General features: G+C 67.5%; 23 protein-coding genes. 18 read left to right on the top strand and 5 right to left on the bottom strand.

The features are described 5' to 3' along the window. Positions 1–16: 16 nt before the first annotated feature. The 9 genes from NWE53_RS19185 to trmB all read left to right on the top strand — a co-directional run bounded on the left by NWE53_RS19185 (position 17) and on the right by trmB (position 9576). The gene (locus tag NWE53_RS19185; protein WP_265050960.1) at positions 17–817 is read left to right on the top strand and encodes a lysophospholipid acyltransferase family protein; all 801 of its coding nucleotides are present in this window, start codon (positions 17–19) and stop codon (positions 815–817) included. Between the two features lie 104 nt (positions 818–921). Further along, on the top strand, positions 922–2292 hold the full coding sequence (miaB, locus tag NWE53_RS19190; RefSeq protein ID WP_265050961.1) for a tRNA (N6-isopentenyl adenosine(37)-C2)-methylthiotransferase MiaB: 1371 nt from the start codon (positions 922–924) through the stop codon (positions 2290–2292). A 195-nt stretch (positions 2293–2487) separates the two neighbouring features. Further along, positions 2488–3606: a PhoH family protein gene (locus NWE53_RS19195; RefSeq protein ID WP_265054951.1), complete on the top strand. Its 1119-nt coding sequence runs from the start codon at positions 2488–2490 to the stop codon at positions 3604–3606. After that, positions 3603–4184, top strand: a complete 582-nt coding sequence (ybeY, locus tag NWE53_RS19200) for an rRNA maturation RNase YbeY (protein ID WP_265050962.1) — start codon at positions 3603–3605, stop codon at positions 4182–4184. The genes NWE53_RS19195 and ybeY overlap by 4 nt, the downstream gene beginning before the upstream one ends. Beyond that, entirely contained in the window at positions 4181–5170 is a 990-nt protein-coding gene (locus NWE53_RS19205; RefSeq protein ID WP_265050963.1) for a hemolysin family protein, read from the top strand. The genes ybeY and NWE53_RS19205 overlap by 4 nt, the downstream gene beginning before the upstream one ends. Further along, positions 5170–6762: an apolipoprotein N-acyltransferase gene (lnt, locus tag NWE53_RS19210; protein WP_265050964.1), complete on the top strand. Its 1593-nt coding sequence runs from the start codon at positions 5170–5172 to the stop codon at positions 6760–6762. The genes NWE53_RS19205 and lnt overlap by 1 nt, the downstream gene beginning before the upstream one ends. Positions 6763–6894: 132 nt before the next feature. Then, positions 6895–7305 (top strand): helix-turn-helix domain-containing protein, encoded by a 411-nt coding sequence (locus NWE53_RS19215; protein ID WP_265054952.1) that lies wholly within the window; start codon positions 6895–6897, stop codon positions 7303–7305. A 155-nt stretch (positions 7306–7460) separates the two neighbouring features. Continuing rightward, on the top strand, positions 7461–8666 hold the full coding sequence (metK, locus tag NWE53_RS19220; protein ID WP_265050965.1) for a methionine adenosyltransferase: 1206 nt from the start codon (positions 7461–7463) through the stop codon (positions 8664–8666). A 214-nt stretch (positions 8667–8880) separates the two neighbouring features. Then, positions 8881–9576 carry a tRNA (guanine(46)-N(7))-methyltransferase TrmB gene (gene trmB / locus NWE53_RS19225; protein ID WP_265050966.1) on the top strand — a complete coding sequence of 232 codons (696 nt, stop codon included), beginning with the start codon at positions 8881–8883 and terminating at the stop codon, positions 9574–9576. On the opposite strand, the gene NWE53_RS19230 is transcribed toward trmB, so the two are convergent. Further along, the gene (locus NWE53_RS19230; RefSeq protein WP_265050967.1) at positions 9551–10639 is read right to left on the bottom strand and encodes a DUF2336 domain-containing protein; all 1089 of its coding nucleotides are present in this window, start codon (positions 10637–10639) and stop codon (positions 9551–9553) included. The two genes, trmB and NWE53_RS19230, sit on opposite strands and share 26 nt — an antisense overlap. 217 nt (positions 10640–10856) lie before the next feature. On the opposite strand from NWE53_RS19230, the gene rimP reads away from it, so the two are divergent. The 6 genes from rimP (at position 10857) to truB (ending at position 18149) form a co-directional block, all read left to right on the top strand. Then, positions 10857–11549 carry a ribosome maturation factor RimP gene (rimP, locus tag NWE53_RS19235; RefSeq protein ID WP_265050968.1) on the top strand — a complete coding sequence of 231 codons (693 nt, stop codon included), beginning with the start codon at positions 10857–10859 and terminating at the stop codon, positions 11547–11549. 5 nt (positions 11550–11554) lie between these two features. After that, entirely contained in the window at positions 11555–13147 is a 1593-nt protein-coding gene (gene nusA, locus NWE53_RS19240; RefSeq protein WP_265050969.1) for a transcription termination factor NusA, read from the top strand. 14 nt (positions 13148–13161) lie between these two features. Continuing rightward, positions 13162–13851: an RNA-binding protein gene (locus tag NWE53_RS19245; RefSeq protein WP_265050970.1), complete on the top strand. Its 690-nt coding sequence runs from the start codon at positions 13162–13164 to the stop codon at positions 13849–13851. Beyond that, positions 13848–16667 (top strand): translation initiation factor IF-2, encoded by a 2820-nt coding sequence (infB, locus tag NWE53_RS19250; protein ID WP_265050971.1) that lies wholly within the window; start codon positions 13848–13850, stop codon positions 16665–16667. Before NWE53_RS19245 ends, infB begins: the two co-directional genes overlap by 4 nt. A 101-nt stretch (positions 16668–16768) precedes the next feature. Further along, positions 16769–17212, top strand: coding sequence for a 30S ribosome-binding factor RbfA (rbfA, locus tag NWE53_RS19255; protein ID WP_265050972.1), 444 nt, complete (start codon positions 16769–16771; stop codon positions 17210–17212). After that, positions 17202–18149, top strand: a complete 948-nt coding sequence (truB, locus tag NWE53_RS19260; RefSeq protein WP_265054953.1) for a tRNA pseudouridine(55) synthase TruB — start codon at positions 17202–17204, stop codon at positions 18147–18149. The genes rbfA and truB overlap by 11 nt, the downstream gene beginning before the upstream one ends. Before the next feature lie 126 nt (positions 18150–18275). On the opposite strand, the gene hemA is transcribed toward truB, so the two are convergent. The 3 genes from hemA to NWE53_RS19275 all read right to left on the bottom strand — a co-directional run bounded on the left by hemA (position 18276) and on the right by NWE53_RS19275 (position 21672). Continuing rightward, positions 18276–19487 carry a 5-aminolevulinate synthase gene (hemA, locus tag NWE53_RS19265; protein ID WP_265050973.1) on the bottom strand — a complete coding sequence of 404 codons (1212 nt, stop codon included), beginning with the start codon at positions 19485–19487 and terminating at the stop codon, positions 18276–18278. Positions 19488–19568: 81 nt separating this feature from the next. Further along, a complete protein-coding gene (locus NWE53_RS19270; RefSeq protein ID WP_265050974.1) occupies positions 19569–20819 on the bottom strand; it encodes an allantoate amidohydrolase in 1251 nt (416 codons plus the stop codon). A gap of 106 nt (positions 20820–20925) precedes the next feature. Continuing rightward, complete coding sequence (locus NWE53_RS19275) at positions 20926–21672, bottom strand: SDR family NAD(P)-dependent oxidoreductase (RefSeq protein ID WP_265050975.1); 747 nt, start codon at positions 21670–21672, stop codon at positions 20926–20928. A 370-nt stretch (positions 21673–22042) separates the two neighbouring features. Between NWE53_RS19275 and NWE53_RS19280 the strand changes: the two genes are divergently transcribed. After that, positions 22043–22900, top strand: a complete 858-nt coding sequence (locus tag NWE53_RS19280) for a WecB/TagA/CpsF family glycosyltransferase (protein WP_265050976.1) — start codon at positions 22043–22045, stop codon at positions 22898–22900. A 10-nt stretch (positions 22901–22910) separates the two neighbouring features. Then, on the top strand, positions 22911–23813 hold the full coding sequence (locus NWE53_RS19285) for a DUF6492 family protein (protein ID WP_265050977.1): 903 nt from the start codon (positions 22911–22913) through the stop codon (positions 23811–23813). Here the strand turns inward: NWE53_RS19285 and NWE53_RS19290 are convergent. After that, the gene (locus tag NWE53_RS19290; protein WP_265050978.1) at positions 23805–25046 is read right to left on the bottom strand and encodes a lipopolysaccharide biosynthesis protein; all 1242 of its coding nucleotides are present in this window, start codon (positions 25044–25046) and stop codon (positions 23805–23807) included. The two genes, NWE53_RS19285 and NWE53_RS19290, sit on opposite strands and share 9 nt — an antisense overlap. Before the next feature lie 147 nt (positions 25047–25193). Between NWE53_RS19290 and NWE53_RS19295 the strand changes: the two genes are divergently transcribed. Beyond that, on the top strand, positions 25194–26255 hold the full coding sequence (locus NWE53_RS19295) for an endo-1,4-beta-xylanase (protein WP_265050979.1): 1062 nt from the start codon (positions 25194–25196) through the stop codon (positions 26253–26255). Positions 26256–26257 lie beyond the last annotated feature (2 nt).

A 26257-nucleotide genomic window follows, 5' to 3' on the forward strand; every position in this document is an offset into this window, starting at 1 on the left:
CCGGACCCGCCTGCGCATGAAGGGACTACGCGTCGGCGCGCTCGCTCGCCTAGCCCTGCTGGTGAGTGCCACGATGGGGCTCGTTTTGCTCCAGCTCGTGGTCATGCGTGTCCTGCCGAGCAGGCGCGGCGTCCTGCCGCTGCGCTTTCACCGCTTGGTCTGCTGGTGTCTCGGAGTTCGCCGCCATGTCAGGGGCACGCCGCCTCCGGCCGGGACCGGCGCGCTCATCGTCGCCAATCACGTCTCCTGGCTCGATATCGGCGTCATCGGGGCCGAGCGGCAGCTCGCCTTCGTCGCCAAGAGCGAGGTCGCCGGCTGGCCGGTGGTCGGTTTCCTCGCCGACCTCCAGCGCACCCTCTATATCGACCGGCAGCGTCGCGGCGCCACGGCCGGCGTCGCCGCCACCATGGGCGCGCGTATCGCGGCAGGCGAGGAGGTCGTGCTGTTCGCCGAGGGCACGACGGGCGATGGCACGCGCGTCCTGCCTTTCCGCTCCTCGCTGCTTGGCGCCGCGCATCAGGCGATGGGCGATGCCGCTGAGGATGTCACGGTCTATCCGCTGGCCATCACCTATACCGGCTGGCAGGGCCTGCCGGGCGGGCGGATCGAGCGTGCCGCGCTCGCCTGGTATGGCGATACCGAGCTCTGGCCGCATCTGAAGCTGATTCTGGAATGCGGGGCCGTCGATGTCGAGCTGGTCTGGGGCCAGCCCATCGTGATGGGCCACGCCACATCCCGCAAGCAGGCGACGCGCTTGGCGCAAGAAGCGGTGCGCGCGGCGCGGCGCGCGGCGGTGACGGGACGGCCCGCTGCCTGAACCTGCTGGCGCGGGGCTTGCCTGTCATGCCGCCATGGGGCGAGGCCGTTCCCAACGCCTCCGATCCACAGTAAGAAAATGCTTTGGAGTCCTGACTCGCGACGATGAAGAAAGTCCACATCAAGTCCTTCGGCTGCCAGATGAACGTCTATGACGGGCAGCGCATGGCCGACATCCTGAGCCATCAGGGCTATGAGGAAACGGCGACGCCGGAAGGCGCGGACCTGATCCTGCTCAACACCTGCCATATCCGCGACCGCGCCGTGCAGAAGGTCTACACCGAGCTCGGAAAGCTGCGCGACATCAAGAAGGCGCAGCAGGCGGACGGCCAGGAGACCAGGATCGTGGTCGCCGGCTGCGTCGCCCAGGCCGAGGGCGGCGAGATCCAGCGGCGCCAGCCCGCCGTCGATCTCGTGGTCGGGCCGCAGGCCTATCACCGCCTGCCGGAGCTGCTGGCCGAGGCCGGCAGGAAGCGGGTCGTCGATACCGAGCTGCCGATCGAGGACAAGTTCGGTTTCCTGCCGGCTCCCAAGCCGCAGGCCATCCGCTCGCGCGGCGTCTCCGCCTTCGTCACGGTCCAGGAAGGCTGCGACAAGTTCTGCGCCTTCTGTGTCGTGCCCTATACGCGCGGCGCCGAGTTCTCGCGCCCGGTCGGGCAGATCCTGGCCGAGGTCGAGCGTCTGGCGCAGGCCGGCGTGCGCGACGTCACCCTGATCGGCCAGAACGTCAACGCCTTCCATGGCGAGGGACCGGACGGAGCGGTCTGGGGCCTCGCCCGGCTGATGCGGCGCGTTGCCGAGGTGCCGGGCATCGCCCGCATCCGCTACACCACCAGCCATCCGCGTGACATGGACGACGACCTCATCGCCGCCCATCGCGATCTGCCGCAGGCGATGCCCTTCCTGCATCTGCCGGTGCAGGCAGGTTCGGATCGCATCCTGGCGGCGATGAACCGCAAGCATACCGGCGATGATTATCGCCGCCTGATCGAGCGTATCCGTCAGGCCCGGCCGGACATCGCCCTCTCCTCCGATTTCATCGTCGGGTTTCCCGGCGAAACCGATGCCGATTTCGAGGACACGATCCGTCTCGTCGACGAGATCGGCTTCGCCTCGAGCTATTCCTTCAAATATTCCTCGCGCCCGGGCACGCCGGCGGCCGATCTGGAGCACCAGATCCCGCGCGCCGTGATGGACGAGCGTCTCTATCGGCTGCAGGAGCGCATCGAGCACCATCGCCAGGCCTTCAACGCCGCGATGGTCGGACGGACTGTGGATGTCCTGCTTGAGCGTGTGGGCCGCCACCCCGGACAGCTTGCCGGCAAGTCGCCCTATCTGCAGGCTGTGCAGATCGAGAGCGATGCGAATCAGATCGGCGACATCGTGCGGGTGACGATCGAGCGGGCGGGTTCCAATTCGCTGTTCGGCCGTCTGGCGGAGGCGGAAGTTGCAGGCGGAAAGGACATGGCCGCTTGAGCCAGCCAAGGTCCATGCCCATCTGCTCTGGATTGGAGACGGCCTGTCATCAGGCTGAGATCGTTGCGTTCGGTTATGCTGCGAGACGACCCGGTCGGGCGCTCCTGCCCGGCTGGAACCGGCGCCAGGGAGGCGACGCATTTGGCACAGGCTGATTCGACGACGCAAAGACCGGACAGGACCCCACGGCGCGACGTGCCGCCAGCTCGCCCAGAGGGCGCGGGCAGGGACGGGCTGCCGGCGACCGAGGTGGTGCTGTCCTTCGACGACAACCGCCTCGCCAGCCTCGTCTTCGGCCAATACGATCAGAACCTCGCTCATCTCGAGCGGCGGCTCGGCGTCGTGGTCAATCCCAACGGCAACCATGTCACCGTGAAGGGTCCGCGCGAGACGGCCGAGCAGGCCGGGCGCGTCCTGAAGACGCTCTATGCCCGCGCAAAGGCAGGCGCGTCCGTGACGTTGGGGGAGGTCGACGGGGCGATCGAGGAGAGCAACACCCAGCGCTCGCTCTTCCCGGCCGCCGATGTCGGCAAGGCCTCCTTCGATGCCGTGATCACCCGCAAGCGCGGGCCGGTCAGGGCGCGCAACGCGGCGCAGGACGCCTATCTGCGCCAGCTCAAGCGCCACGAGCTCGTGCTCGCCGAGGGGCCGGCGGGCACCGGCAAGACCTGGCTTGCCGTGGGGCACGCCGTTTCGCTGATCGAGCAGGGCGTGGTCGAGCGCATGGTCCTGTCGCGCCCGGCGGTGGAGGCGGGCGAGCGGCTCGGCTTCCTGCCCGGCGACATGCGCGAGAAGGTCGATCCGTATCTGCGGCCGATCTACGACGCGCTCAACGATTTCATGGAGGCGCGCCATGTCGAGCGCGGCCTGCAGACCGGCATGATCGAGATTGCGCCGCTGGCCTTCATGCGCGGCCGCACGCTGAGCAACGCCGTCGTGCTGCTCGACGAGGCCCAGAACGCCACCTCGATGCAGATGAAGATGTTCCTCACCCGCCTGGGCGAGGGTTCGCGCATGATCATCACCGGCGATCCCTCGCAGATCGACCTGCCGCCGGGCCAGCGCTCCGGCCTCGTCGAGGCGGTGAAGCTGCTCAAGGATGTCGACGGCGTCGGCTATGCCCGTTTCGAGGAAGGCGATGTCGTCAGGCATGAGCTGGTGCGACGCATCGTGATGGCTTATGAGACCGCGTCGCGCCATGAGCGCGCGGAGCGGGAAGAGCGCTTGCGCAATCCCGATGCGCCCGCGGATCTCCACCGCGAAGGCGAGACTGAAGGGTTGAAGCGGATGTTGGCGCGGGAGCGGCCGCGATGAACGATCGACCTCGCGGGCGGCGCTCGGCGCCGCGACCCGCGAAGATATCTCTCGATCTCGATCTGAGAGCCCAGTCGCGCCGCTGGCAATCGCTGGGCAACCTTGCGAGCCTGCGCGCGATGGTCACCGAAGCGCTCGCGGCGGGCCTCGCCGTGGCGCCGCGCAAGCCGCTGGCCGGTGCGGAACTCAGCCTCCTGCTCACCGACGACCGGCGCATCCGGATCGTCAACCGCGACTGGCGCGGCTTCGACAAGGCGACGAACGTGCTCTCCTTCCCCGCCGCCCCGCCGGAGCGGATCGCCGCGAGCCCCCTGCTCGGCGACATCGTCATCGCCTACGAGACGGTGGCGCATGAGGCGCAGGCCGAGGGCAAGGACATTGCCGACCATCTGCGCCATCTCGTCATCCATGGCCTGCTGCATCTGCTCGGCGAGGACCATGAAACCGAGGCCGAGGCGCTTCGCATGGAAGCGCTCGAGGTCGAGGCGCTCGCCAGCCTCGGTATCGCCGACCCCTATGCCGACGGCGAGCTTCTCGCCGCGCCGGCCCCTTCTTCCGCACAGTCCCCGCAGCCATGAGCGACGATAGTCGACAATTGCAGTCCGACACCAATGGCCGTGGCTTCGGCCATTGGCTCGGCCAGTTCCTGGAACGCCTCGGCCTGCGCGCCGGCGGCACCGCCCGCGAGGAGATCGTCGAGGCCCTGGCCGAGGAGAACGGCGAGCTCGCCGATATTTCCGCCCAGGAGCGCGCGATGCTCAGCAATGTGCTGAGCCTGCGCGAGCGCCGCGTCAGCGACGTCATGATCCCGCGCGCCGATATCGTCGCCGTGCCGGCGGATGCGACGCTCGACGAGCTGCTCGCGCATTTCCGGACGGCCGGCCATTCGCGCCTGCCGGTCTTCGACGATACGCTCGACGACCCTCGCGGCATGGTCCACATCCGCGATTTCCTCGAATACATCGCCGAGAAGGCCCGCCCCGGCGAGAACGGGCCGCAGGAAGAAACCGGCAAGCTCGCCGTGCCGCATGATCTCGCGGTGGTGAATCTCGCGACGCCTCTCTCGGCGACCGAGCTGCTGCGGCCGGTGCTCTATGTGCCGCCCTCGATGCCGGCGATCGATCTGCTCGTCCGGATGCAGGCGACGCGCACCCATATCGCGCTGGTCATCGACGAATATGGCGGCACCGATGGCCTCGTCTCCATCGAGGACCTGATCGAAATCGTCGTCGGCAATATCGAGGACGAGCATGATCTCGAGGAAACGCCGATCGCGCCGGCCGGCGAGGGCAGCTTCACCGCCGATGCCCGCGCGACGCTCGACGAGCTCAAGCGGGCGACCGGGGTCGATCTCTCGCAGAACGAGGTCGCTGATGACATCGATACGCTTGGCGGGCTGATCGTGACCTTGGCAGGCCGCGTGCCGGCACAGGGCGAGATCGTCGAGGGGCCGGAGGGGCTGACCTTCGAGATCCTCGATTCCGACCAGCGCCGGGTGAAGCGCCTGACGATCCATCGGCGCAACCAGACGGCTCCTGAAGAAACGGCGATGGAGCCAGGCTGATGCATGTGGCGCGGCTTGCGGAGGCCGTCATTCTCGCTTGGGGATGGCGCAAGCGCCTCGTCGCGCTTCTCGCAGGCGCAAGCGGGGCGCTGGCCTTGCCGCCGCTCGATCTCTGGCCCCTGATCATCGTCCCGATGACGGTCGCGGTCTGGCTCGTCGACGGTGCGGTCGGCACCAGCGCATGGCGGCGTTTCCGGGCCGCCTTCGCCGCGGGCTGGTGGTGGGGGTTCGGCTTCTTCCTCGCGGGGCTGTGGTGGCTCGGCGCCGCCTTCCTCGTCGAGGCCGACAAGTTCGCCTGGGCGATGCCGCTCGGCGTCGTCGCGCTCCCCGCCTTCCTGGCGATCTTCCCGGCACTGGGCTTCGGCCTCGCCCGCCTGTTCTGGCCGGAAGGCGCCCGGCGTATCCTCGTGCTCGCCGCCGCGCTGGCGCTGACCGAGTGGTCCCGCGGGCATGTGCTCACCGGCTTCCCCTGGAACCTCTACGGCATGATGCTGGCGGGGGAGATTCATCTCGCCCAGTTCGCGTCGCTGACGGGACTCTACGGTTTCACCCTGCTCGCCGTTGCGATCGGCGCCGCGCCGGCAGTGATCGGCACGGCCGGGACGCCGGCCGGTCGCTGGACGGCTCCACTCATGGCGTTGGCAGCCCTCGGTGGCTTGTTCGCCTTCGGTCTGTGGCGCGTCCCGTCCAGCCCCTCGCCGGTCGTCGCCGGTGTGAAGCTCAGGCTGATGCAGCCGAACCTGCCGCAGGATGCCAAATTCAACGGCCACAACGGCGAGGCCATCCTCAACCAGTACCTGGCCCTGAGCGATCGCGCGACCAGCCCGACGACGCCGGGCCTGCAATCCGTCACGCATCTGATCTGGCCGGAATCCGCCTTTCCCTTCCTGCTCGGCCGCTCGCCGGGAGCGCTCTCGCGGATCGCCGCCGTGCTCCCACCCGACGTGACCCTGATCACTGGCGCGGCGAGGGCGGGCGAGATGCTGCCGGGAGAAAGCAGCCCACCGATCTACAACGCGATCCAGGTCGTCAATGACGAGGGCGTCATCGTCGCGAGCTACGACAAGGTCCATCTCGTGCCGTTCGGCGAATATCTGCCGCCCTTCCTGGATACGCTGATCCGCCGCGTCGGCCTTTCCGAATTCGTCTCCGTTCCCGGTGGGTTCGCGGCGGGTGCGAGCCGAGCGTCTCTCGCGGTCAAGGGATTGCCCATGGCAGCGCCGCTGATCTGCTACGAGGCGGTCTTTCCGGGCGAAGTCGCCTCGCGCGGTCCCCGCGCCGGCTTCTTCCTGAACCTCACCAATGATGGCTGGTTCGGCCAGACCAGCGGCCCCTACCAGCATTTCGCTCAGGCACGGATGCGCAGCATCGAGGAGGGGTTGCCGCTTGTCCGGGTCGCGAATACCGGCATCTCCGGCGTCGTCGACGCCTATGGCCGCGTCATCGCGAGCCTGCCTCTGGGCATGGAGGGCGTGTTGGATTCCCAGCTTCCACGTAGCGGGCCGATCACGCCCTATGCGCGGGCCGGGGATGCGATTTTCGCGGGCATGTTGCTTATTTTTATAGCATTTTCCCGCTTCAAAAACGCCTGATCATCCCATTTGGAACAAATTTTGCGAGAAAGAGTGGACCGTCCGCGGAGCCTATAATACACCACGAGTTCCATGCCGACCAGGATGGCGGCTCCTGGTCATGACAACTGACGCAAGAGCAGGCTAATCATGATCAAGAAAGTCCCCAACCCGATCGACAGGCATGTCGGCAGCCGCGTCCGTATGCGCCGAATGCTCGCCGGCATCAGCCAGGAAAAGCTCGGCGATGCGCTGGGCCTGACGTTCCAGCAGGTTCAGAAATACGAAAAGGGCTCCAACCGCATCAGCGCGAGCCGCCTGCAGCAGATCGCCAAAGAGCTCGACGTACCCGTTGCCTTCTTCTTCGACGGAGCTCCTTCGGGCGATGCGCCGTCCGGCGGTTTCGCCGATTCCGCCGCCACGGCCTATATTTCGGACTTCCTGACGACCAGTGAAGGCGTGCAGCTCACCAAGGCCTTCACCCGCATCAAAAGCGGCCGCGTCCGGCGCCGGATTATCGATCTCGTCGAGGCGCTGGCGGAGGAAGACGGCGAAAAAGCCTGATTCCACCTCGATTTTGTTCGTCTTGACGAACAATCCTTTCGATTAACGGATTTGTTGGCTTGACGGCGAACGCGTCCGCTGCGATGACGGCGTGTTCTTCAAGCTGGTGCGAAGCGCCGGCCTTTCGATGTGCCGCTTCAGGGGGTCCTGCGACCGTGTCACGCCAGAATTATCTTTTCACCAGCGAGTCCGTCTCCGAGGGACATCCCGACAAGGTCTGCGACCGCATCTCGGACGAGATCGTCGATCTGTTCTTCAAGGAGGCGGTCAAGGCCGGCTACGAGCCGTCCAAGGTCCGCGTCGCGGCCGAAACGCTGGCGACGACCAACCGCGTCGTCATCGCCGGCGAGGTCCGCACCCATCTCGACGAGAAGCAGATCAAGTCCAAGGTGAAGTCGGCCGCCCGCAAGGCGATCCGCAACATCGGCTATGAGCAGGACGGCTTCCACTGGAAGAAGTGCAAGATCGACGTGCTGCTGCATCCGCAGTCGGCCGATATCGCCCAGGGCGTCGACGAGACCGGCAACAAGGATGTCGGCGCCGGCGACCAGGGCATCATGTTCGGCTATGCCAGCCGCGAGACGCCCGAGCTGCTGCCCGCTCCGATCTACTACGCCCACAAGATCCTCGAGACGCTGACGCTCGCCCGCAAGAAGGGCGAAGGCGATGCCGCCAAGCTCGGCCCCGACGCCAAGAGCCAGGTCACGGTCAAGTACGAGAACGGCAAGCCGGTCGGCGTCACGCAGATCGTGCTCTCGACCCAGCATCTCGACGAGTCCCTGAGCTCGGCCGATGTCCGCAAGATCGTCGAGCCCTATATCCGCCAGGCCCTGCCGGAAGGCTGGATCTCCAAGGACACTGTCTGGCACATCAATCCGACCGGCAAGTTCGTGATCGGTGGTCCCGACGGCGACGCCGGCCTCACCGGCCGCAAGATCATCGTCGACACCTATGGAGGCGCGGCTCCGCATGGCGGCGGCGCCTTCTCCGGCAAGGACCCGACCAAGGTCGACCGCTCGGCCGCCTATGCGGCCCGCTACCTCGCCAAGAACATCGTTGCGGCCAAGCTCGCCGACCGCGCCACGATCCAGCTCTCCTACGCCATCGGCGTCGCCAAGCCCCTGTCGATCTATGTCGATCTGCACGGCACCGGCAAGGTCGAGGAATCGAAGCTTGAGGACGTGCTGGGCAAGCTCGTCGACCTCTCGCCGAACGGCATTCGCAACCATCTCGGCCTCAACAAGCCGATCTATGCGAAGACCTCGGCCTACGGCCATTTCGGCCGCAAGGCCGGCCGCGACGGCAGCTTCTCCTGGGAGAAGACCGACCTCGTCGACGCGCTCAAGAAGGCTGTCGCCTGAAACGACCTCGTCGGGTCATGAACAAGAAGGCCGGGGTCCACCCGGCCTTTTTCTTTTGACTTGCTGGATAAGGCCGTTGAAACACCGCGGTGATCCGGGGCTTGACCCGGAATTCATCGGAGGGCTCTGGAGCTCTATGATGGATTCCGGATCTCCGCTTCGCTGCGTCCGGAATGACGGCGCTTGATCGGACAATGCGGTACGAACACGGATCATGACCCACGACCCCGACCACGACGAAAGGGCCTTCTACGGCCGCCGCAAGGGCAAGGCGCTGCGCGACGGCCAGAGCCACCTGATCGAACATACCCTGCCGCGCCTGCGTTTGCCGGAAGGCGACATCGCCGATCTTAACGCGCTGTTTCCCGAGCCGGTGGAGGCCGTGCGCCTGGAGATCGGGTTCGGCGGCGGCGAGCATCTGCTGATGCGCATGCGCGAGAGCCCGCAGATCGGCTTCATCGGCGTCGAGCCGTTCATCAACGGCATGGCCAAGTTTCTCGCCGTCGCGGAGCGCGAGGGCCTGACCAATATCCGGGTCTGGGACGGCGATGCGGCCCTGTTGCTGCCGCGGCTTCCGGCCGGCAGCCTCGATGCCATCGACCTGCTTTATCCCGATCCATGGCCGAAGCGCCGCCAGCGCAAGCGCCGCTTCGTCTCCGAACGGACTCTGGCCCTGCTCGCCCGGGCTCTGAAGGCTGGCGGGCGCTTCCGTTTCGCCAGCGATATCGACGATTACGTCGGCTGGACGCTGTCGCGGCTGCTCGCCTCGCCCGATTTCGACTGGGCCGACGAGCGGCCGGGCGACTGGCGCACCCCCTATCCTGGCTGGATCCGGACTCGCTACGAGGCGAAGGCGGTGCGCGAAGGCCGTATCTCCAGCTACCTCACGGCTTGGCGTCGCGCATTCTGAGGAAGCCGAGCACGCGCTGGGCCGTGCTCTGTGCGAGATTGCGGAAGCTGTCGCGGGCGCGATCGACGGCGGCCTGCGATTTTCCGAAATCCTTGCGCAGCGAGATCAGCGCCGCCGTCGTCTCCCACGACCAGCCGAGGCCGCGCGCGACGATCAGGATCGCCTCGCGATCGGTGCCGAGAATGACCTGTTCGCTCGCCGGCAGGCTGAGCTGCGCCAACACGGCGACGGCGCAGGTGGCGTGCTCGGTCGCGGCCTGTTGCGCGAAGCTGCGAACCTTCTCCTCGTCGAGCAGGCCGGCTTCGTTCAGTTCCCGGATCTCGACGAGCGCCGCGCTGATGGCGCCGAGCTCGCCGGGCATCTGGCCGCCGGCCGCGATGGCATCGGCGCCGCGCTCGACCGCGCCGTCGACATCCCCGGCCAGCTTCGGTTCCAGGCTTTCGCTCAGGCGACGGCGGGCGGAGCTCTTGGCGGCGGCCATGAGCTGGCCGACCAGCTCGGCCGGAATATCGCGCCGCAGGCCGAGCGTGGCCTGGAGCGCATCGTCCTGTGCCGCCCGCATCACGAGCACGCCCATGCCGTGGCGCGAAAAGCGCGCGGTCTGGTTGGCAGCGACCGCATGGGTCACGACGCGCCCGCCGCGCAGAATGAGAAAGTCGGTGACCGGCTCGCCGAGGTCCGGCCGCTCGGTGATGGCGAGCATGTGGTCGCGGCCCTTGGCTGCGGAGACCGCGACGAGGTCCTGATCGGTCAGGCGCGGCGATTGCACCAGCACCGCGCGCGCCACGGCGATCTCGTCGAGGGCAAGCTGGCGCACCACGCCGCTCGGCGCATTGGGCACGGGCGCAATGCGTTCCGACAGCTCGACGCGGGCGCGCAGCTCGATCGCCCGCGACAGCCGCCCGATGACCGCGTCGAAGACGCCGACCTGTTCCTCGTCCATGTCGATCGCGGTGGCGAGGAAGAGATCCGTCAGGCGCGAGAGAACGACAGCTCGCTCGTCGCTGGAGCCGCGCGCCATCGTCGTTTCGAGGTCTCGCAGCAGCGTTGCGACCGCACTCATACTCTGTCCTCAACCACTATCCCGCTTCCCACATTGGCAGGGAAGGATGACCATCGGGTTATCGCCGGTGCTCGGAGCTTGCATATCGAGGCGATGCGGACTAAATAGCGCCCAACAGCTCTGGTATCGGTTAACGCCGGTGATCAAGAGCGGGCCGGCCGGCCCGCTCTTTTTTATTGGCCGCAACCCGCCGGAGGCAGACGGGACGGCCCGGGGCATGACGACAAGCGAACCGACAGCATCATCCGCTCATGAAGCCCGACTTGTTGTCGAAGGCGGCGTGGCGGCGCGTGTCGCCACGATCATCGAGCCGGCGATCGTCGATCTCGGCTACCGGCTGGTGCGTGTGCGCGTGACCGCGCAGAACGGCTGCACCGTGCAGATCATGGCCGAGCGGCCCGATGGCTCGATGACGGTCGAGGGCTGCGAGGAGATCAGCCAGGCGGTTTCGCCGGTGCTCGACGTCGACGATCCCATTCAGGCGGCCTATTATCTCGAGGTGTCGTCGCCGGGCATCGACCGGCCGCTGGTGCGTGCGAGCGACTTCGAGCGCTGGGCCGGCCATCTCGCCAAGATCGACACGAGCGAGCCGGTTTCCGGCCGCAAGCGCTTCCGCGGCATCCTGCGTGGCGTGGCCGGGAAGGATGCGCTGCTGACGCGGGACGACGCCAAGAGCGAGGAAGAGCGCGACGTCGCGATTCCGATGCGCTTGATCGCCGAGGCGCGGCTGGTCCTGACCGATGCGCTCGTCACGGAATCGCTGCGCCGCGGGAAGTCCGGCCTGCCGCCGGAGATGCCGGCGGCCGAAGAGATCGCCAGCCCGAAGAAGGGCCGAGGGAAATCGCTGGGACCGCGACCGGGCAAGACCGGCAATGCGGTTCCGCAAAGCAACGATACCGAAGAGGAGTGAGCGTCATGGTCGTCAGCGCCAACAGGCTCGAACTGCTGCAGATCGCCGACGCGGTGGCGCGCGAGAAGTCGATCGATCGCCAGATCGTCGTCGATGCCATGCAGGACGCCATCGCCAAGGCCGCCCGCTCGCGCTACGGCGCCGAGACCGACGTCCATGCCGAGATCAGCACCAAGACCGGCGAACTGCGCCTCGCCCGCCATCTCCAGGTCGTCGAGACCGTCGAGAACCCGGCGATCGAGATCACGGTCGACGAGGCCAAGCGCCACAACCCGGCCGCCCAGGTCGGCGACGTCATCGCCGATCCGCTGCCGCCCTTCGATTTCGGCCGCATCGCCGCCCAGTCGGCCAAGCAGGTCATCGTCCAGAAGGTGCGCGAGGCCGAGCGTGACCGTCAGTACGACGAGTACAAGGATCGCATCGGCGAGATCGTCAACGGCGCAGTCAAGCGCGTCGAGTACGGCAACGTCTTCGTCGATCTCGGCCGTGGCGAAGCCATCATCCGCCGCGACGAGATGATCCCGCGCGAGACCTTCAAGGTCGGTGACCGCGCCCGCGCCTATGTCTACGACGTGCGCCGCGAGCCGCGTGGGCCCCAGATCTTCCTGTCGCGAACCCATCCGCAGTTCATGGCCAAGCTCTTCGGCCAGGAAGTGCCTGAGATCTATGACGGGATCGTCGAGGTGAAGGCCGTGGCCCGCGATCCGGGTTCGCGCGCCAAGATCGCCGTGATCTCCCGCGATTCCTCGATCGATCCGGTCGGCGCCTGCGTCGGCATGCGTGGTTCGCGCGTGCAGGCCGTCGTCGGCGAGCTGCAGGGCGAGAAGATCGACATCATTCCGTGGTCGCCGGATGTCGCGACCTTCGTCGTCAACGCGCTGCAGCCGGCCGAAGTCGCGAAGGTGGTGCTCGACGAGGAAGCCGACAAGATCGAGGTCGTGGTGCCCGACGAGCAGCTCTCGCTCGCCATCGGCCGCCGTGGCCAGAACGTGCGCCTCGCCTCGCAGCTCACCGGCTGGGATATCGACATTCTGACGGAAGCCGAGGAGTCGGAGCGCCGCCAGAAGGAATTCCTGCAGCGCACCGAGATCTTCATGAACGCGCTGAACGTCGACGAGACGGTCGGCCAGCTGCTGGCTTCGGAAGGCTTCCGCAATGTCGAGGAGCTCGCCTATGTCGACCTCGCCGAGCTCGCCTCGATCGAGGGCTTCGACGAGGACACCGCTGGCGAGATCCAGAGCCGTGCGCTCGAGCATCTGGCCACCATCGAGGCCGAGCTCGACGAGAAGCGCCGCGCTCTCGGCGTCGAGGACGCCTTGCGCGAGGTCGATGGCGTCACCACTTCCATGATGGTCGCTTTCGGCGAGAACGACGTGAAGAGCGTCGAGGATCTCGCGGGCTGCGCCACGGACGACCTGATCGGCTGGACCGAGCGCAAGGACGGCGAGTCGACCCGTCACGCCGGCTATCTCGACGGCTTCGATCTCTCCCGCCAGGATGCCGAGGCCATCATCATGGCTGCGCGCGTCCACGCCGGCTGGATCGAGGCGCCGACCGAGGAGCCCGCGACCGAAGCCGACGAGGCGGCCGAGGCCTGAGCGGAGCTGTCGCGGTGAAGGCGGCGCAGAAGGATGGTCCGGAGCGGAGCTGCGTCGTCACGCGCACCGTGAAGGCGCCTGACGATCTGATCCGCTTCGTCGCCGGGCCGGATGGCGTGCTCGTGCCGGATCTGCGGCGCAAGCTGCCCGGCCGCGGTGTCTGGGCCAGCTTGAGCCGCAAGACCGTGGCCGAGGCGATCAAGCGAAAAGCCTTCGAGCGCTCGCTCAAGGCAAAGGTCGCGGTTCCGGCTGATTTGCCGGATATGATCGACCGGTTGATGCATCGGGACGCGCTGCAGGCGCTGTCGATGGCCAACAAGGCCGGCCTCGTCATCGCCGGCTTTGCCAAGGTCGAGGCGCTCGTTGAATCAGGCCGCTGCCTCGCAGTCGTCGCGGCGAGCGACGGAGCCGAGGACGGCAAGCGCAAGATCGGCCAGTCGGTCCGCAGGTTGGCGGCGGCCCGCGCGGCCGAAGGGCTCAAGGCCCGGGAATTGCCCGTCGTCGCGATTTTCACGGCGGCGGATTTGGAATTGGCGTTGGGGCGGGCACATGTGATACATGCCGCGCTTGCTCCGGGACCAGCGGCCGAGGGCGTGCTCTCGCGCTGGCGTCGGCTCGTCCGTTACCGGACGGACGATACCGCCGCACCCGACCAGAACGACACTGAAGACACGACCGAACCGGCAGGACCGAACGCGGAATGACCGATACCAAAAACCCGGGCGACAAGACTCTTTCCGTCAACCCGCCCAAGACCCTGTCGCTGAAGCGGCCTGTCGAGCAGAGCACTGTTCGCCAGAGCTTCTCGCATGGGCGCTCCAAGCAGGTCGTCGTCGAGGTCAAGCGCCGCGCCGGCGGGCCGGAGGTGAAGGAACCCGTCGCGCCGCGTCCTCCGCAGGCTCCGGCGCAGCAGGCCGCTCCGCAGCCCCGCCCCGCGCCCGCTCCGCAGCGTCCGGCCGGCAGCATGCTGCTGCGCACCTTGTCCGACGAGGAGAAGGATGCGCGTCAGCGCGCCCTCGCCGAAGCGCGCAGCACCGAGGCCGAGGCGCGCCGCGCCGCCGAGGAGGATGCACGCCAGCGTGCGGCCGCCGCCGATCGCGAGCGCCAGGAGCGCGAGGCCGCCCAGGCGCGCCAGCGCCAGGAAGAGGAACGCCGTCGCCACGAAGACGAGCAGAAGCGTCGCGCCGAGAGCGTCGTGCGCCAGCGCGAGGATCACGCGCCCCGCCCGGCCGCTCCGCCCGCCGCGCCGCGCGATGCCGCTCCCCAGGCAGCGGCCCCCGCGCCGCAGCCGACCCAGTATTTTGGCCGTCCGGCCCCGTCCGGCCCGCGCGAGTTCGCGCCGCGGCAGCCGATGCGCGACACCGGTGCGCGTCCGCCGCGCCTCGATAGCCGCCCGCCGCGCTCGGATGCGCCCCGGCCGCCCCGGGTGGATGCCTCGGCCCCCGCCGAGCCCGCCATCGCGCGTCCGGCCCGTCAGGTGCCGTCCAGCGGAGCCCCGCGCAATCGCTCGGATGACGTCGACGTCAAGGCCGCGTTCCGCCGTCCCGGCGTGGGCGCCGGCGCCGGCCGTGGTCCCGCTCCGGCGGCGCCCAAGACGCCGAAGACCACCAACGACAAGCCGCGCGGCCGTCTGACGCTCGCCACCGCCACGGGCGGCGACGACGAGCGGACGCGTTCGGTCGCCTCCTTCCGCCGCCGCGTACAGCGGATGACCGGGCACCGGGCCTCCGACGCGCAGAAGGAGCGGGTGATGCGCGAGGTGATCATCCCCGAGACGATCACCATCCAGGAACTCGCCAACCGCATGACGGAGCGGGCTGTCGACGTCATCCGCCTGCTGATGAAGCAGGGCGCGATGCACAAGATCACCGATGTGATCGACGCCGACACCGCGCAGCTCATCGCCGAGGAGATGGGCCACACCGTCAAGCGCGTCGCCGAATCCGACGTCGAGGAAGGCCTGTTCGATACGCCTGATATCGACGAGACCCTGGCGTCCCGCCCGGCGGTCGTGACCATCATGGGCCATGTCGACCACGGCAAGACCTCGCTGCTCGATGCGATCCGTAAGACCAAGGTAGTCACCGGCGAGGCCGGCGGCATCACCCAGCATATCGGCGCCTATCAGGTGACGACCCCGCTGGGCAGCCAGGTGACCTTCATCGACACCCCCGGCCACGCCGCCTTTACGGCGATGCGCGCCCGCGGCGCCAAGGTGACGGACGTCGTCGTGCTCGTCGTGGCCGCCGATGACGGCGTCATGCCGCAGACCGCCGAGGCGATTCATCACGCCAAGGCTGCCGGCGTGCCGCTGATCGTCGCGATCAACAAGGTCGACAAGCCCGATGCCAACCCCGACCGGGTGCGTGCCGAGCTCTTGCAGTACGAGATCCAGGTCGAATCGCTCGGCGGTGAGACCCTCGAGGTCTCGGTGTCCGCCAAGACCGGGCAGAATCTCGACAAGCTGCTCGAGGCGATCGCGCTTCAGGCCGAACTGCTCGATCTCAAGGCCAATCCCGAGCGCCCCGCCGAAGGCACGGTCATCGAGGCCAAGCTTGACCGTGGTCGTGGTCCGGTCGCGACCGTGCTCGTCCAGCGCGGCACGCTGCGCACCGGCGACATCGTCGTCGCCGGCGCCGAATGGGGCCGCGTCCGCGCCTTGATCGCCGATACCGGCGCGCAGGTGAAGGAGGCTCCGCCCTCCATGCCGGTCGAGGTTCTCGGCTTCAACGGCACGCCCGAGGCCGGCGACCGCGTCGCGGTGGTCGAGTCGGAAGCGCGTGCTCGTGAGATCACCGATTATCGCGAGCGTCAGCGTCGCGATCGCCTCGCCGCGCGCGGTGCCGCCTCCGGCGCCGGCCGTTCGCTGGCCGAGATGATGCGCGAGCTCAAGGAAGGCGCGGGCCGCAAGGAGTTCCCGCTCGTCGTCAAGGGCGACGTGCAGGGCTCTGTCGAGGCCATCGTCGGAGCGCTCGAGAAGGTCGGCAACGAGGAGGTGCGGGCTCGCGTCCTGTCCTCGGGCGTCGGCGCCATCACCGAGTCGGACGTCACGCTCGCCCAGGCTTCGGGCGCTGTCGTGGTCGGCTTCAACGTGCGCGCCCACAAGGAAGCGCGCGAGGCGGCCGACCGGGCCGGCGTCGAGATCCGCTACTACAACATAATCTACAACCTGATGGATGACGTGAAAGACGCGATGTCGGGCCTGCTGGCGCCGACGCTGCGCGAAACCATGCTCGGCAACGCGTCGATCCTCGAGATCTTCAACGTCTCGAAGGTCGGCAAGATCGCCGGTTGCCGCGTCACCGACGGCACGATCGAGCGCGGCGCCAATGTCCGCCTGATCCGCGACAACGTCGTCGTCCACGAGGGCAAGCTGGGACAGCTCAAGCGCTTCAAGGACGATGCCAAGGAAGTCGTCGCCGGCCAGGAATGCGGCATGTCCTTCGAGAACTACCAGGACATGCGCCCTGGCGACGTGATCGAGTGCTATCGCGTCGAAGAGATCAAGCGCAGCCTCTGAGCTGCCGCGCGATCGTTCCGACCAGGACAACGATGGCCGGGCCCGAGGCCCGGCCATGACGTTCAACCGTCCGTCCGGTCCGATCCCGGAGAACGAGAACCATGGCAAAACCCATCAAGACATCCGGTCCGTCCCAGCGGCAGCTGCGCGTCGGCGAACTGATCCGGCACGCGCTGGCCGACATGCTCTCGCGCGGCGATATCCATGACGATGTGCTGGCGAAATACGTCGTCACCGTGCCGGAGGTGCGCCTCTCGCCCGATCTCAAGCTCGCCACGGCCTATATCATGCCGCTTGGCGGGCAGGATGTTAAGCCGGTGCTCAAGGCGCTCGAAGGCCACAAGCGCTATATCCGCGGCGAGATCGCCCATCGCGTGAACCTGAAATACGCGCCGGATGTCCGCTTCCGCGCCGATGAGAGCTTCGCGGAAGCCGAGCGCATCGATGCGCTGCTCGACACCGAGGAGGTCCGCCGCGACACGCTGCGCCAGCGCCTGAAGATCGACCAGGACCAAGAAGACGACGACCGTGACCATGACAACTGAGAGCACCCCCGAAGCCACCGAGAGCCGGGAGGGCAGCCCGGCCCCGCGTCCCAAGAAGCGCGACATCCATGGCTGGGTGGTGCTCGACAAGCCGGTCGGCATGACCTCGACCCATGCGGTCGCGGTGGTCAAGCGCGCCTTTTCCGCCAAGAAGGCCGGCCATGCCGGCACGCTCGATCCGCTGGCGTCCGGCCTGCTGCCGATCGCGCTCGGCGAGGCGACCAAGACCGTTCCCTTCGTGATGGACGGGCGCAAGGCCTATCAGTTTACCGTCGCCTGGGGCACGCAGACCGACACCGATGACACCGAGGGCAAGGTCATCGCGACCTCCGAGCTGCGTCCTGACGAAGCCGCCATCGCGGCCCTGCTGCCGCGCTTCACCGGCACGATCCTGCAGACGCCGCCGAAGTTCTCCGCGATCAAGATCGCCGGCGAGCGCGCCTACGACCTCGCCCGCGACGGCGAGGAGGTCCAGCTCGAAGCCCGTCCGGTCGAGATCGATGCACTCTCCATCGTCAGCCATGACGGTGCCACCACCACCTTCGAGGCCGAATGCGGCAAGGGCACCTATGTCCGCGCCATCGCCCGCGATCTCGGCCTCGCGCTTGGCTGTCTCGGCCATGTCGCGCATCTGCGCCGCACCCGCGTCGGCCCCTTCGCGATCGAGGATGCCGCGGGGGTGGAAACCCTGCGCGAAAGTCCGGAGCGCGCGCTGGAGGCGCTGCTGCCGGTCAAGGCCGCCCTGACTCTGATCCCGGAAATCGTGATGCATCGCGACGCGGCCGCCCGTATCAAGCGCGGCCAGAGCGCCTTGCTGCGGGGCGCCGGAGCACCGGTGGAGGCGCAGGCCGCCTACGCCACTTGCGGCGGAACACTTGTCGCGACCGGCTCGGTCGAGAACGGCGAATTCGTCCCCCACCGCGTCTTCAATCTCTGAAGGCGTAACGCGGCATGCTCGGGCTCGGCCCGAGCATCTCATGCCGGCGATGCGTTCCCGGCGCGTTCTTGTCCTGAGATTCTCGGGTCTGCGCTTCGCTGCGCTCGAGAATGACGGCGCAGCGCGTTACGCCGCCCGCTTCAGCCCATCCCGCAGCCAGATCGCGCCCAGAGCCGCCACCAGCCGGTCGATATCGGCGTCGGAGTGGAAGGGCGAGGGCGTGATCCGCAGGCGCTCGGTGCCGCGCGGCACGGTCGGGTAGTTGATCGGCTGGACATAGATGTCGAAGCGCGCCAGCAGCTCGTCGCTGATCGCCTTGCAGGCCTTCGCCTCGCCGACCATCACCGGCACGATATGGCTGGGGTTGCCGAGATGCGGGATACCGGCGGCGTCCAGCTTTCGGCGTAGCGCCACGACGCGGTCCTGCTGGCGTTCGCGCTCCACCGCGCTTTCCTTGAGATGCCGGATCGCCGCGATCGCGCCCGCCGCCACGGACGGCGGCAAGGAGCTCGAGAAGATGAAGCCGGAGGCGAAGCTGCGGATGAAGTCGCAGAGCGCGGCCGAGCCGGTGACATAGCCGCCGATCACGCCGAAGGACTTCGCCAGCGTGCCCTGGATCAGCGTCAGCCGGTCGGTCAGGCCTTCGCGCTCGGAGATGCCGCCGCCGCGCGGGCCGTAGAGCCCGACGGCATGGACTTCGTCGATATAGGTCATCGCGCCGAACTCGTCGGCGATATCGCAGAACTCCCGGATCGGCGCGATGTCGCCATCCATCGAATAGACCGACTCGAACGCAATCAGCTTCGGCCTGTTCGGATCGAGCGCAGCCAGCTTGCGGCGCAGGTCTGCAGGGTCGTTATGGGCGAAGATCAGCTTCTCGACACGCGAATGGCGGATGCCTTCGATCATCGAGGCGTGGTTGAGTGCATCGGTCAGGATGACGCAGCCGGGGATGCGCGCGGCGAGCGTCGACAGCGACGCCCAGTTCGACATGTAGCCGGAGTTGAACAGCAGCGCCGCTTCCTTGCTGTGCAGGTCGGCGAGCTCGCGCTCCAGCAGGACGTGGTAGTGGTTGGTGCCGCCGATGTTGCGGGTGCCGCCGGCGCCGGCGCCGCTGCCGTCGAGCGCCTCATGCATTGCCGCGAGCACCTTCGGGTGCTGACCCATGCCGAGATAGTCGTTCGAGCACCAGACGGTGACGTCGCGCGGGCCGCCCTCGCCATGATAGGTCGCGATGGGGAAGCGGCCGGCCTGACGCTCCAGATCGGCGAAGACGCGGTAGCGGCCCTCGCGGCGCAGCCCGTCCAGTTCGCGGCGGAAGAAGTTCTCGAAATCCATTGCCAGCCTCCTGCGGCGCGCCTCTCCTAGGGCTTTCGGACGCGTCGCGGAATGGTGCGCGGTGTCGCGGCTGGAATTCTTCTACTTCGACCGTCCGGCAAGTTCCAGAATCGTTTCGAGCAGGACCTTGATCGCGATGCCGGCATCGGCCTCGCTCATGTTCTCCAATGGCGAATGGCTGATGCCCTTCTCGTTGCGCACGAAGAGCATCGCAGCGGGCGCGATCGCCGCCATGGTCATGGCGTCATGCCCGGCGCCGGAGGGCAGACGGCGGCCGGCGATGTTGCTGCCGCTGCGGGCGATGCCGGCGGTGAAGGCGTCCTGCAGGCGCGGATCCATCGGGACGGCATCGGCCTTGGCATAGGGCACGATCTCGAGCCCGACGCCGCGACGCGTGGCGATCTCGGCGAAGCGGCTGCGGATCTCGGTCTCCATCGCGGCCAGCGTCTCGTTCTTCGGCGCGCGGTAGTCGATGGTGAATTCGGTTGCGCCGGGCACGACATTGGTCGCGCCGGGCTCAGGCCTGAGCACGCCGACCGTGCCGACCGCGAGCTCGTGCCTGGCCGCGATCTGCTCCAGCGCCAATGCCATCTCGGCGGCGGCGGTGAGGGCATCCTTGCGCAGCGCCATCGGCACGGTGCCGGCATGGCCGGCTTCGCCGGTGACGCGCACCCGCGCCCGGCTCTGGGCGTTGATGGCGGTGACGATACCGACCGGCTCGTTTTCCGCGTCCAGCACGGGCCCCTGCTCGATATGGACTTCGAGATAGGCCTGGATCGAGCCGGGCTTGCGGGCGAGAGCCGCGATGCCGCTGGGGTCTCCCCCGAAGGCGAGCAGCGCATCGCCGAGCTTCACGCCCTCGCTGTCGCGTGCGTCGAGCCAGGCCGGATCATAGGCGCCGGCCAGCGCTTCCGAGGTCGAGAGATGCGTCGGGAAACGCACATTCTCCTCGTCGCCGAAGGCCACGACCTCGATCGGGAAGGGCAGGCTGATCCCGGCATCGCGCAGGGCCTGGACCGCGAGGATGCCGGCGACGACACCGAGATTGCCGTCGAAGCGCCCGCCATCCTTCACCGTGTCGATATGCGAGCCGATCAGCACGATCGGAGCTCCCGGCACCGTGCCTTCGCGCCGCCCCTGCACCGAGCCGGCGGCATCGATGAAGGCGCTCAGCCCCGCCACTTCCATCGCGCCCTTGACCCATTCCGCCGCCTGCCGGTGCGCCGGCGAGAGGTAGAGCCTCGTCAGCTTGCCCGGCTCGTCGCTGAAGCGGTTGAGGCCGGCAAGCGCGGCAAAGGCGCGGGCGCCGAGGACGGCGGCGGAGGGAAGCATCTGCGTCATGCCCAAAAGGTTAGAGCAGGGCTGGCGAAACTGCGACCGGCATTTTCGCCAAGCTGCTTGTCTCCGGCGGCATTGGTGGCGGCGCTTCCCGCCGGTTTCAGTAGGTCGCGCGCCCACCGGACAGGTCGAATACGCCCGCCGTGGTGAAGCTGTTCTCGGCCGAGGCCAGGAACGCGACCATCGAGGCGACCTCGTCGGGCAGCAGGAAGCGCCCGCGCGGGATCTTCGCCAGCATGTAGCCGATATGCTCCTCGCTCATCTGGTCGAAGATGCGGGTGCGGGCCGCGGCCGGCGTGATGCAGTTCACGGCGATGTCCTTGTCGGCCAGCTCCTTGCCGAGCGACTTGGTCAGCGCGATCACCGCGGCTTTCGAAGCCGAGTAGGCCGAGGCGTTGGGGTTGCCCTCCTTGCCGGCGATCGAGGCGACCAGGACGATGCGGCCGTAATTGCGCTTGAGCATGCCGGGAATGACCGCCCGGCAGCAATGCAGCGTGCCGTCGAGATTGAGCCGCATCACGCGCGCCCAGTCTTCGAGCGGATAGTCCCAGGTCTTGTGGTTGGGGCCGGCGATGCCGGCGCTGGTGACGAGGATGTCGACGCTGCCATGCCTGGCTTCCAGCGCATCGCTCGCCTTCTGGACGGCATCGGCATCGGTGACGTCGACCGCAAGGCCGATCGCACCATGTCCGATCTCCGCGGCGGCCTTCTCGGCCAGCGTTCCGTCCAGGTCCCAGATCGCGACGGTCGCGCCGCTTGCGGCGAAACGCTCGGCAACGGCCCGGCCGATCCCTTGCGCCCCGCCTGTCACGATGGCGACGCGGTTCTTTAAATCGATTTGGTTCATGCCCCTCAGCCTCCCTATGTCGTTCGGACCAGCCTAGCCGCGCCAATCGGTACCGGCCAGAGGGCGCGTTCGTTTCGGACATTTGTGCAGACCAGTCATGCGCGGCGTTAAGGACGACGGCAGAAAATCGGTGCCGAGCGCCACGTCGAATCCGTCCCGGATCGGGACGGTCGATGGCATCGCGTCCCGCGGTGGAACGGCATGAGGGGCGGGAAGCCGGCATGGCTGAAGACCGAGGGGCAATTCGTGCCGCTTCGGAACAACGCATTGTTTCTGCAAGAGTTTTGCCGTTAACGCGAACCCGCGAATTTGGGGAAGGTGCCGTTCACCTTTCGCCGGACTTTGCCTTGACCCGTGCCTTGGAACGGCCATGACATTGATGTCATCAAGCGCCAACAAGTGCCAGGGGATCGACAGCTTCGTGCCCGCAACCGTCTCCATCACGATCGCCAGGGAAGCCGCCGACCGCAAACGCTCGGGCTACGCCAAGCGCGATATCGGTGGCGTCGGCATCGCCGTGATGGATCGCGAAGCAGCGATCGCCGAGCTTGCCGACGCAATCGCCACGGGGGGCCACGTCAAGCTCGCCTTCTGCAACGCCAATCTGGTCAACGTCGCCGCGAATGACGTCGCCCTGCAGCGCAGCCTCTCGACCTTTCTCGTGATGGCGGACGGCATCGGCGTCGATATCGGCAGCTGGATGCTTTACGGGGAGCCTTTCCCGGCCAATCTCAACGGCACCGATTTCTTCCCGGCCTTCTTTGCCGGACAGCAGCGCCCGATGCGGATCGCGCTGTTGGGGGGCAAGCCCGGTGTCGCAAACCGGGCCGTCGCGCAGCTCTCGCAACGCTATCCGAACCATCGCTTCAGCGCCCTGTCGCACGGCTTCTACGCGCCGGCCGAGGAAAAGCAGCTTCTCGACAGGCTGAAGGCCGAGCGGCCCGACATGCTGCTCGTCGCCATGGGCAATCCCCTGCAGGAGCGCTTCATCGCCGATAGGCTCGGACCGCAGCATTGCGCTGCAGCGGCGGGCGTCGGCGCGCTGTTCGACTTTTTCGCCGGCGAGGTGCCGCGAGCGCCCGATCTGGCGCGCAAGGCGCGCCTCGAATGGGCCTATCGCCTCTGGCTCGAGCCGCGCCGGCTCTGGCGGCGCTATGTGCTGGGCAATCCGGCTTTCCTGACGCGCATGCTGTGGCAATATGCGACCGGCGGCAGGCGCAGCGGGTGAGTTCGCCGGAGTGACCACTACATTCGCCTTGGCGACGCCGAGCTATCGGGGCGATCTCGATCGCTGCCGGCTGCTCTGCGCCAGCATCGATCGTTTCGTCACCGGCCAGGCCGTCCATTACCTGCTGGTGGAAGATCGTGACGTCCCGCTTTTTCGCGATCTCGAAGGGCCGCGCCGGCGTATCCTGCCCGAATCCCAATTGCTGCCGCACTGGCTGAAATCGATCCCGGATCCGCTGAGCTTCGGCAAGCGGCGGATCTGGACAGGGCTGGGCGCCGCGGCTCGCGGCCTGCCGCCGCTGCGCGGCTGGCATACGCAGCAATTGCGCAAGTTTGCTGTCGCCAAGGCCAGCAGCGAGGACGTCGTCCTCTTCGCCGATTCGGACATGCTCTTCGTCAGACCCTTCAAGCTCGAGAGCCTCCTGAGAGACGGGGCCATCCGCCTCTACCGCAAGCCGGACGCCATCACCGCCGACATGGCGCCCCATCGGCCATGGTGCGAGAACGCCGCAGCTCTGCTCGGTCTCGGCCGGCCCAGCTATCCGGGACCCGACTACATCAACAATCTCGTGAGCTGGCGCCGCGAGCATGTATTGTCGCTGCTGGCCAGGATCGAGCGCGAGAGCGGCCGCGACTGGGTCAGCGCCATCGCGCGTGACCGCCAGTTCTCCGAGTACCTGATCTACGGCTACTACCTCGAACGCGTGCTCGGGCTGGAAGCGGCCGGGCACTGGCCGGATGCCCGCGAGCTCTGCAAGGGCTACTGGTTGAACGAGGATATGGAAGGCTTCGATCGGCTCGGTTCCTTCGAGGAGGTGCTCGAACCCTGGCAGGTCGCCATCGGCATACAGTCCTTCATCGGCCAGCCGCTCGACCGGATCCGCGCGCTGTTCGAGCGGCAGGCCTCAGCGTGAGGCAGGCCGCCCGGCCCGCGCGAGCAGCCCGTAGGTGAAGCCGGCCGAGACGAGATAGACCAGCCCGAAGACGAGGTTCATCCAGCCGGCCCAGGCCTCGCCTTCGGCAAAGCGCGACATCACGGCCGAGATCAGCGCGGCCTTCAGCGCGGTCAGCAGGCACAAAAGCGCGATGCGCGAGCCGGTCCGCTCCCGCGCATAGAGCAGCTCCGCATGATACTCGACGAGATTGCGGAAGGCCGGGACGAGCAGCATCGGCGCGAACAGATAGGCGGCTTCGGAGACATTGCGGCCGAGCAGCCCCGGGAAAGGCTTGAGCGCGACGATGACCGCCATGAAGCCGGCGATCGAGATCAGCGCGATGCCGATCTCGAAGCCGGCGAGCCGCCTGAGGCCGCCGAGCCCGCGATCCGTCATGATCTTCTGCACCAGCATCTGGGTGAAGCTGCGCACCGGCATCGCCGTCAGGTCGATGACCCGGAGCGCGATGGCGTAGAGCCCGGCCGTGCGCTCGCCGGCGAGGCCGAGCACCAGCAGCTTGTCGAGCTCGGCCTGGATGTAGAAGACGATGTCGGCCGCACCCGCGTAGACTGCATCGGCCATGCGGCGCGGATAGAGGCTGCGCACCAGGCGCCAGCGCGACGCCGGCAGGAAGGCGGTCAGCGCGATCAGGGCGCTCGCCATCGTCGCGGCGCCATAGGCGAGGACCCAGCTTTCGAGGCTGGCATGGCCGAAGGTCATGAAGAGCAGCGCCGCGATCGTGCGCAGCCCCGAGCCGATGATGACGAGGAGCGCCGCTTGCCGGAAGCGGCGCAGGCCGTTGTTGACGATGGCGACGACCTCGACGGGCCGCCAGCCCAGCACTTCCGCGACGATGATGACCGCGAATGGTAGGATGGCGAGCCGGTCCGCGAACAACAGCGCATAGACGATGGCGGCGACGGCGGCGATCAGCGGCAGCGACAGCAGGCTGAGCGCGCTGAAGCCCGCCAGATAGGCCCCGAGCAGGCGCGGCTTCACCGTCGCGACGCGATAGAGCGGCGAGATGAATCCGAAGGCGAGCAGGCGCGACAGGATCAGCCCCGTCGAGGACGCCGCAGCGAACAATCCGAATTCGCCGAGGGTCAACGTATTCGCAACGATGAGGAAGTAGACAAGGGAGATGGTGAGCCGGCCGGCGGAGCCGCTCAGGATGGTGAGGTAGGCGGAAATGGTGGCACGATCTGGCAGCATGATCCGTTCTCGCGGCGGCTGGCCCGGCGCGTGCCCTCTTATGGCGGCATAGCGGTTCCGTCTTAGCTGAGAGGCGTTGCGCGACCCTAAACGAAACGAAGGCGTTCCTTTTTCATGCAGGAAACCGAAGTGGTCCGGACTGGAGCTATGCCAACGCGGCGCATGGCGCTGCGGGGAGCGGCTGCTTTGGTCGCCGCCGGCGCCGCGGCCGGCTCCGGCTCGGCAACGGCTGCACCACAGCCGATCCCATTCGGCTCGGCCGCCGAGATCGATACGTTTCGCAAGGACCCGCGCTATCGCGAGGCGCTGACGCGCTATTGCGACGTGATCGTGCCGATGAACGACCTGAAGTGGGAGGCGCTGCGCCATGATCAGCCGCGTTTCGACTTCTCCGGTGCCGACGAGCTCGTTGCCTTCGCCGAAGCCAATCGGAAATCGCTGCGCGGCCATACGCTGCTGTGGGGAGAGGCCCTGCCGCCCTGGGCCAAGCAGATGACGACGCGGGCCGAGGCCGAGCGCGAGCTCGTCAACCACATCGAGATCGTCGTCGACCGCTACAAGGGCCGCATCGCGACCTGGGACGTGGTCAACGAAGTCATCAAAAACGATCCGCAGCCCGGCGAACCCTATCGCGACACGATCTGGCAGCGCCTGCTGGGCCCGGAGCATGTCGACATCGCCTTCCGCACGGCGGCCCGGACCGACCCGAAGGCGCGCCTCGTCCTCAATGATTTCCATTTCGAGGAGCCGGTGCCGGGTGCAGCCGCCCGCCGCAAGGTCGCGCTCGATATCTGCCGACGCCTGAAGGACAAGGGCATCCCGGTGCACGGCATCGGCATGCAGGCGCATCTTTATGCCGAAAAGGGCATCGACGTGGACGGTCTGCAACGCTTCATGCGTGATCTCGACGCGCTCGATCTCGATGTCGAGATCACCGAGCTCGACGTCATCGACTGGAAGCTGCCGCCCGATCCCGGCCAGCGCGACAAGACGGCGGCGGCGCTGGTCTCGACCTTCCTCGGTGCCGTCTGTTCGGCGAAGCGGCCGAAGGCGATCGTCACCTGGGGTCTCACCGATCGCTATTCCTGGGTTCACGAGACCTTCCCGCGCAAGGACAGTGCCCGCGCCCGGCCCTTGCCGCTCGATGCCGACTATCGGCCAAAGCCGATGCTGGCGGTGCTCGAAGGCTATCGGCGCGGGACGGCCTGATG

The organism is Bosea sp. NBC_00550 (genome assembly GCF_026020075.1).
GTDB lineage: Bacteria > Pseudomonadota > Alphaproteobacteria > Rhizobiales > Beijerinckiaceae > Allobosea.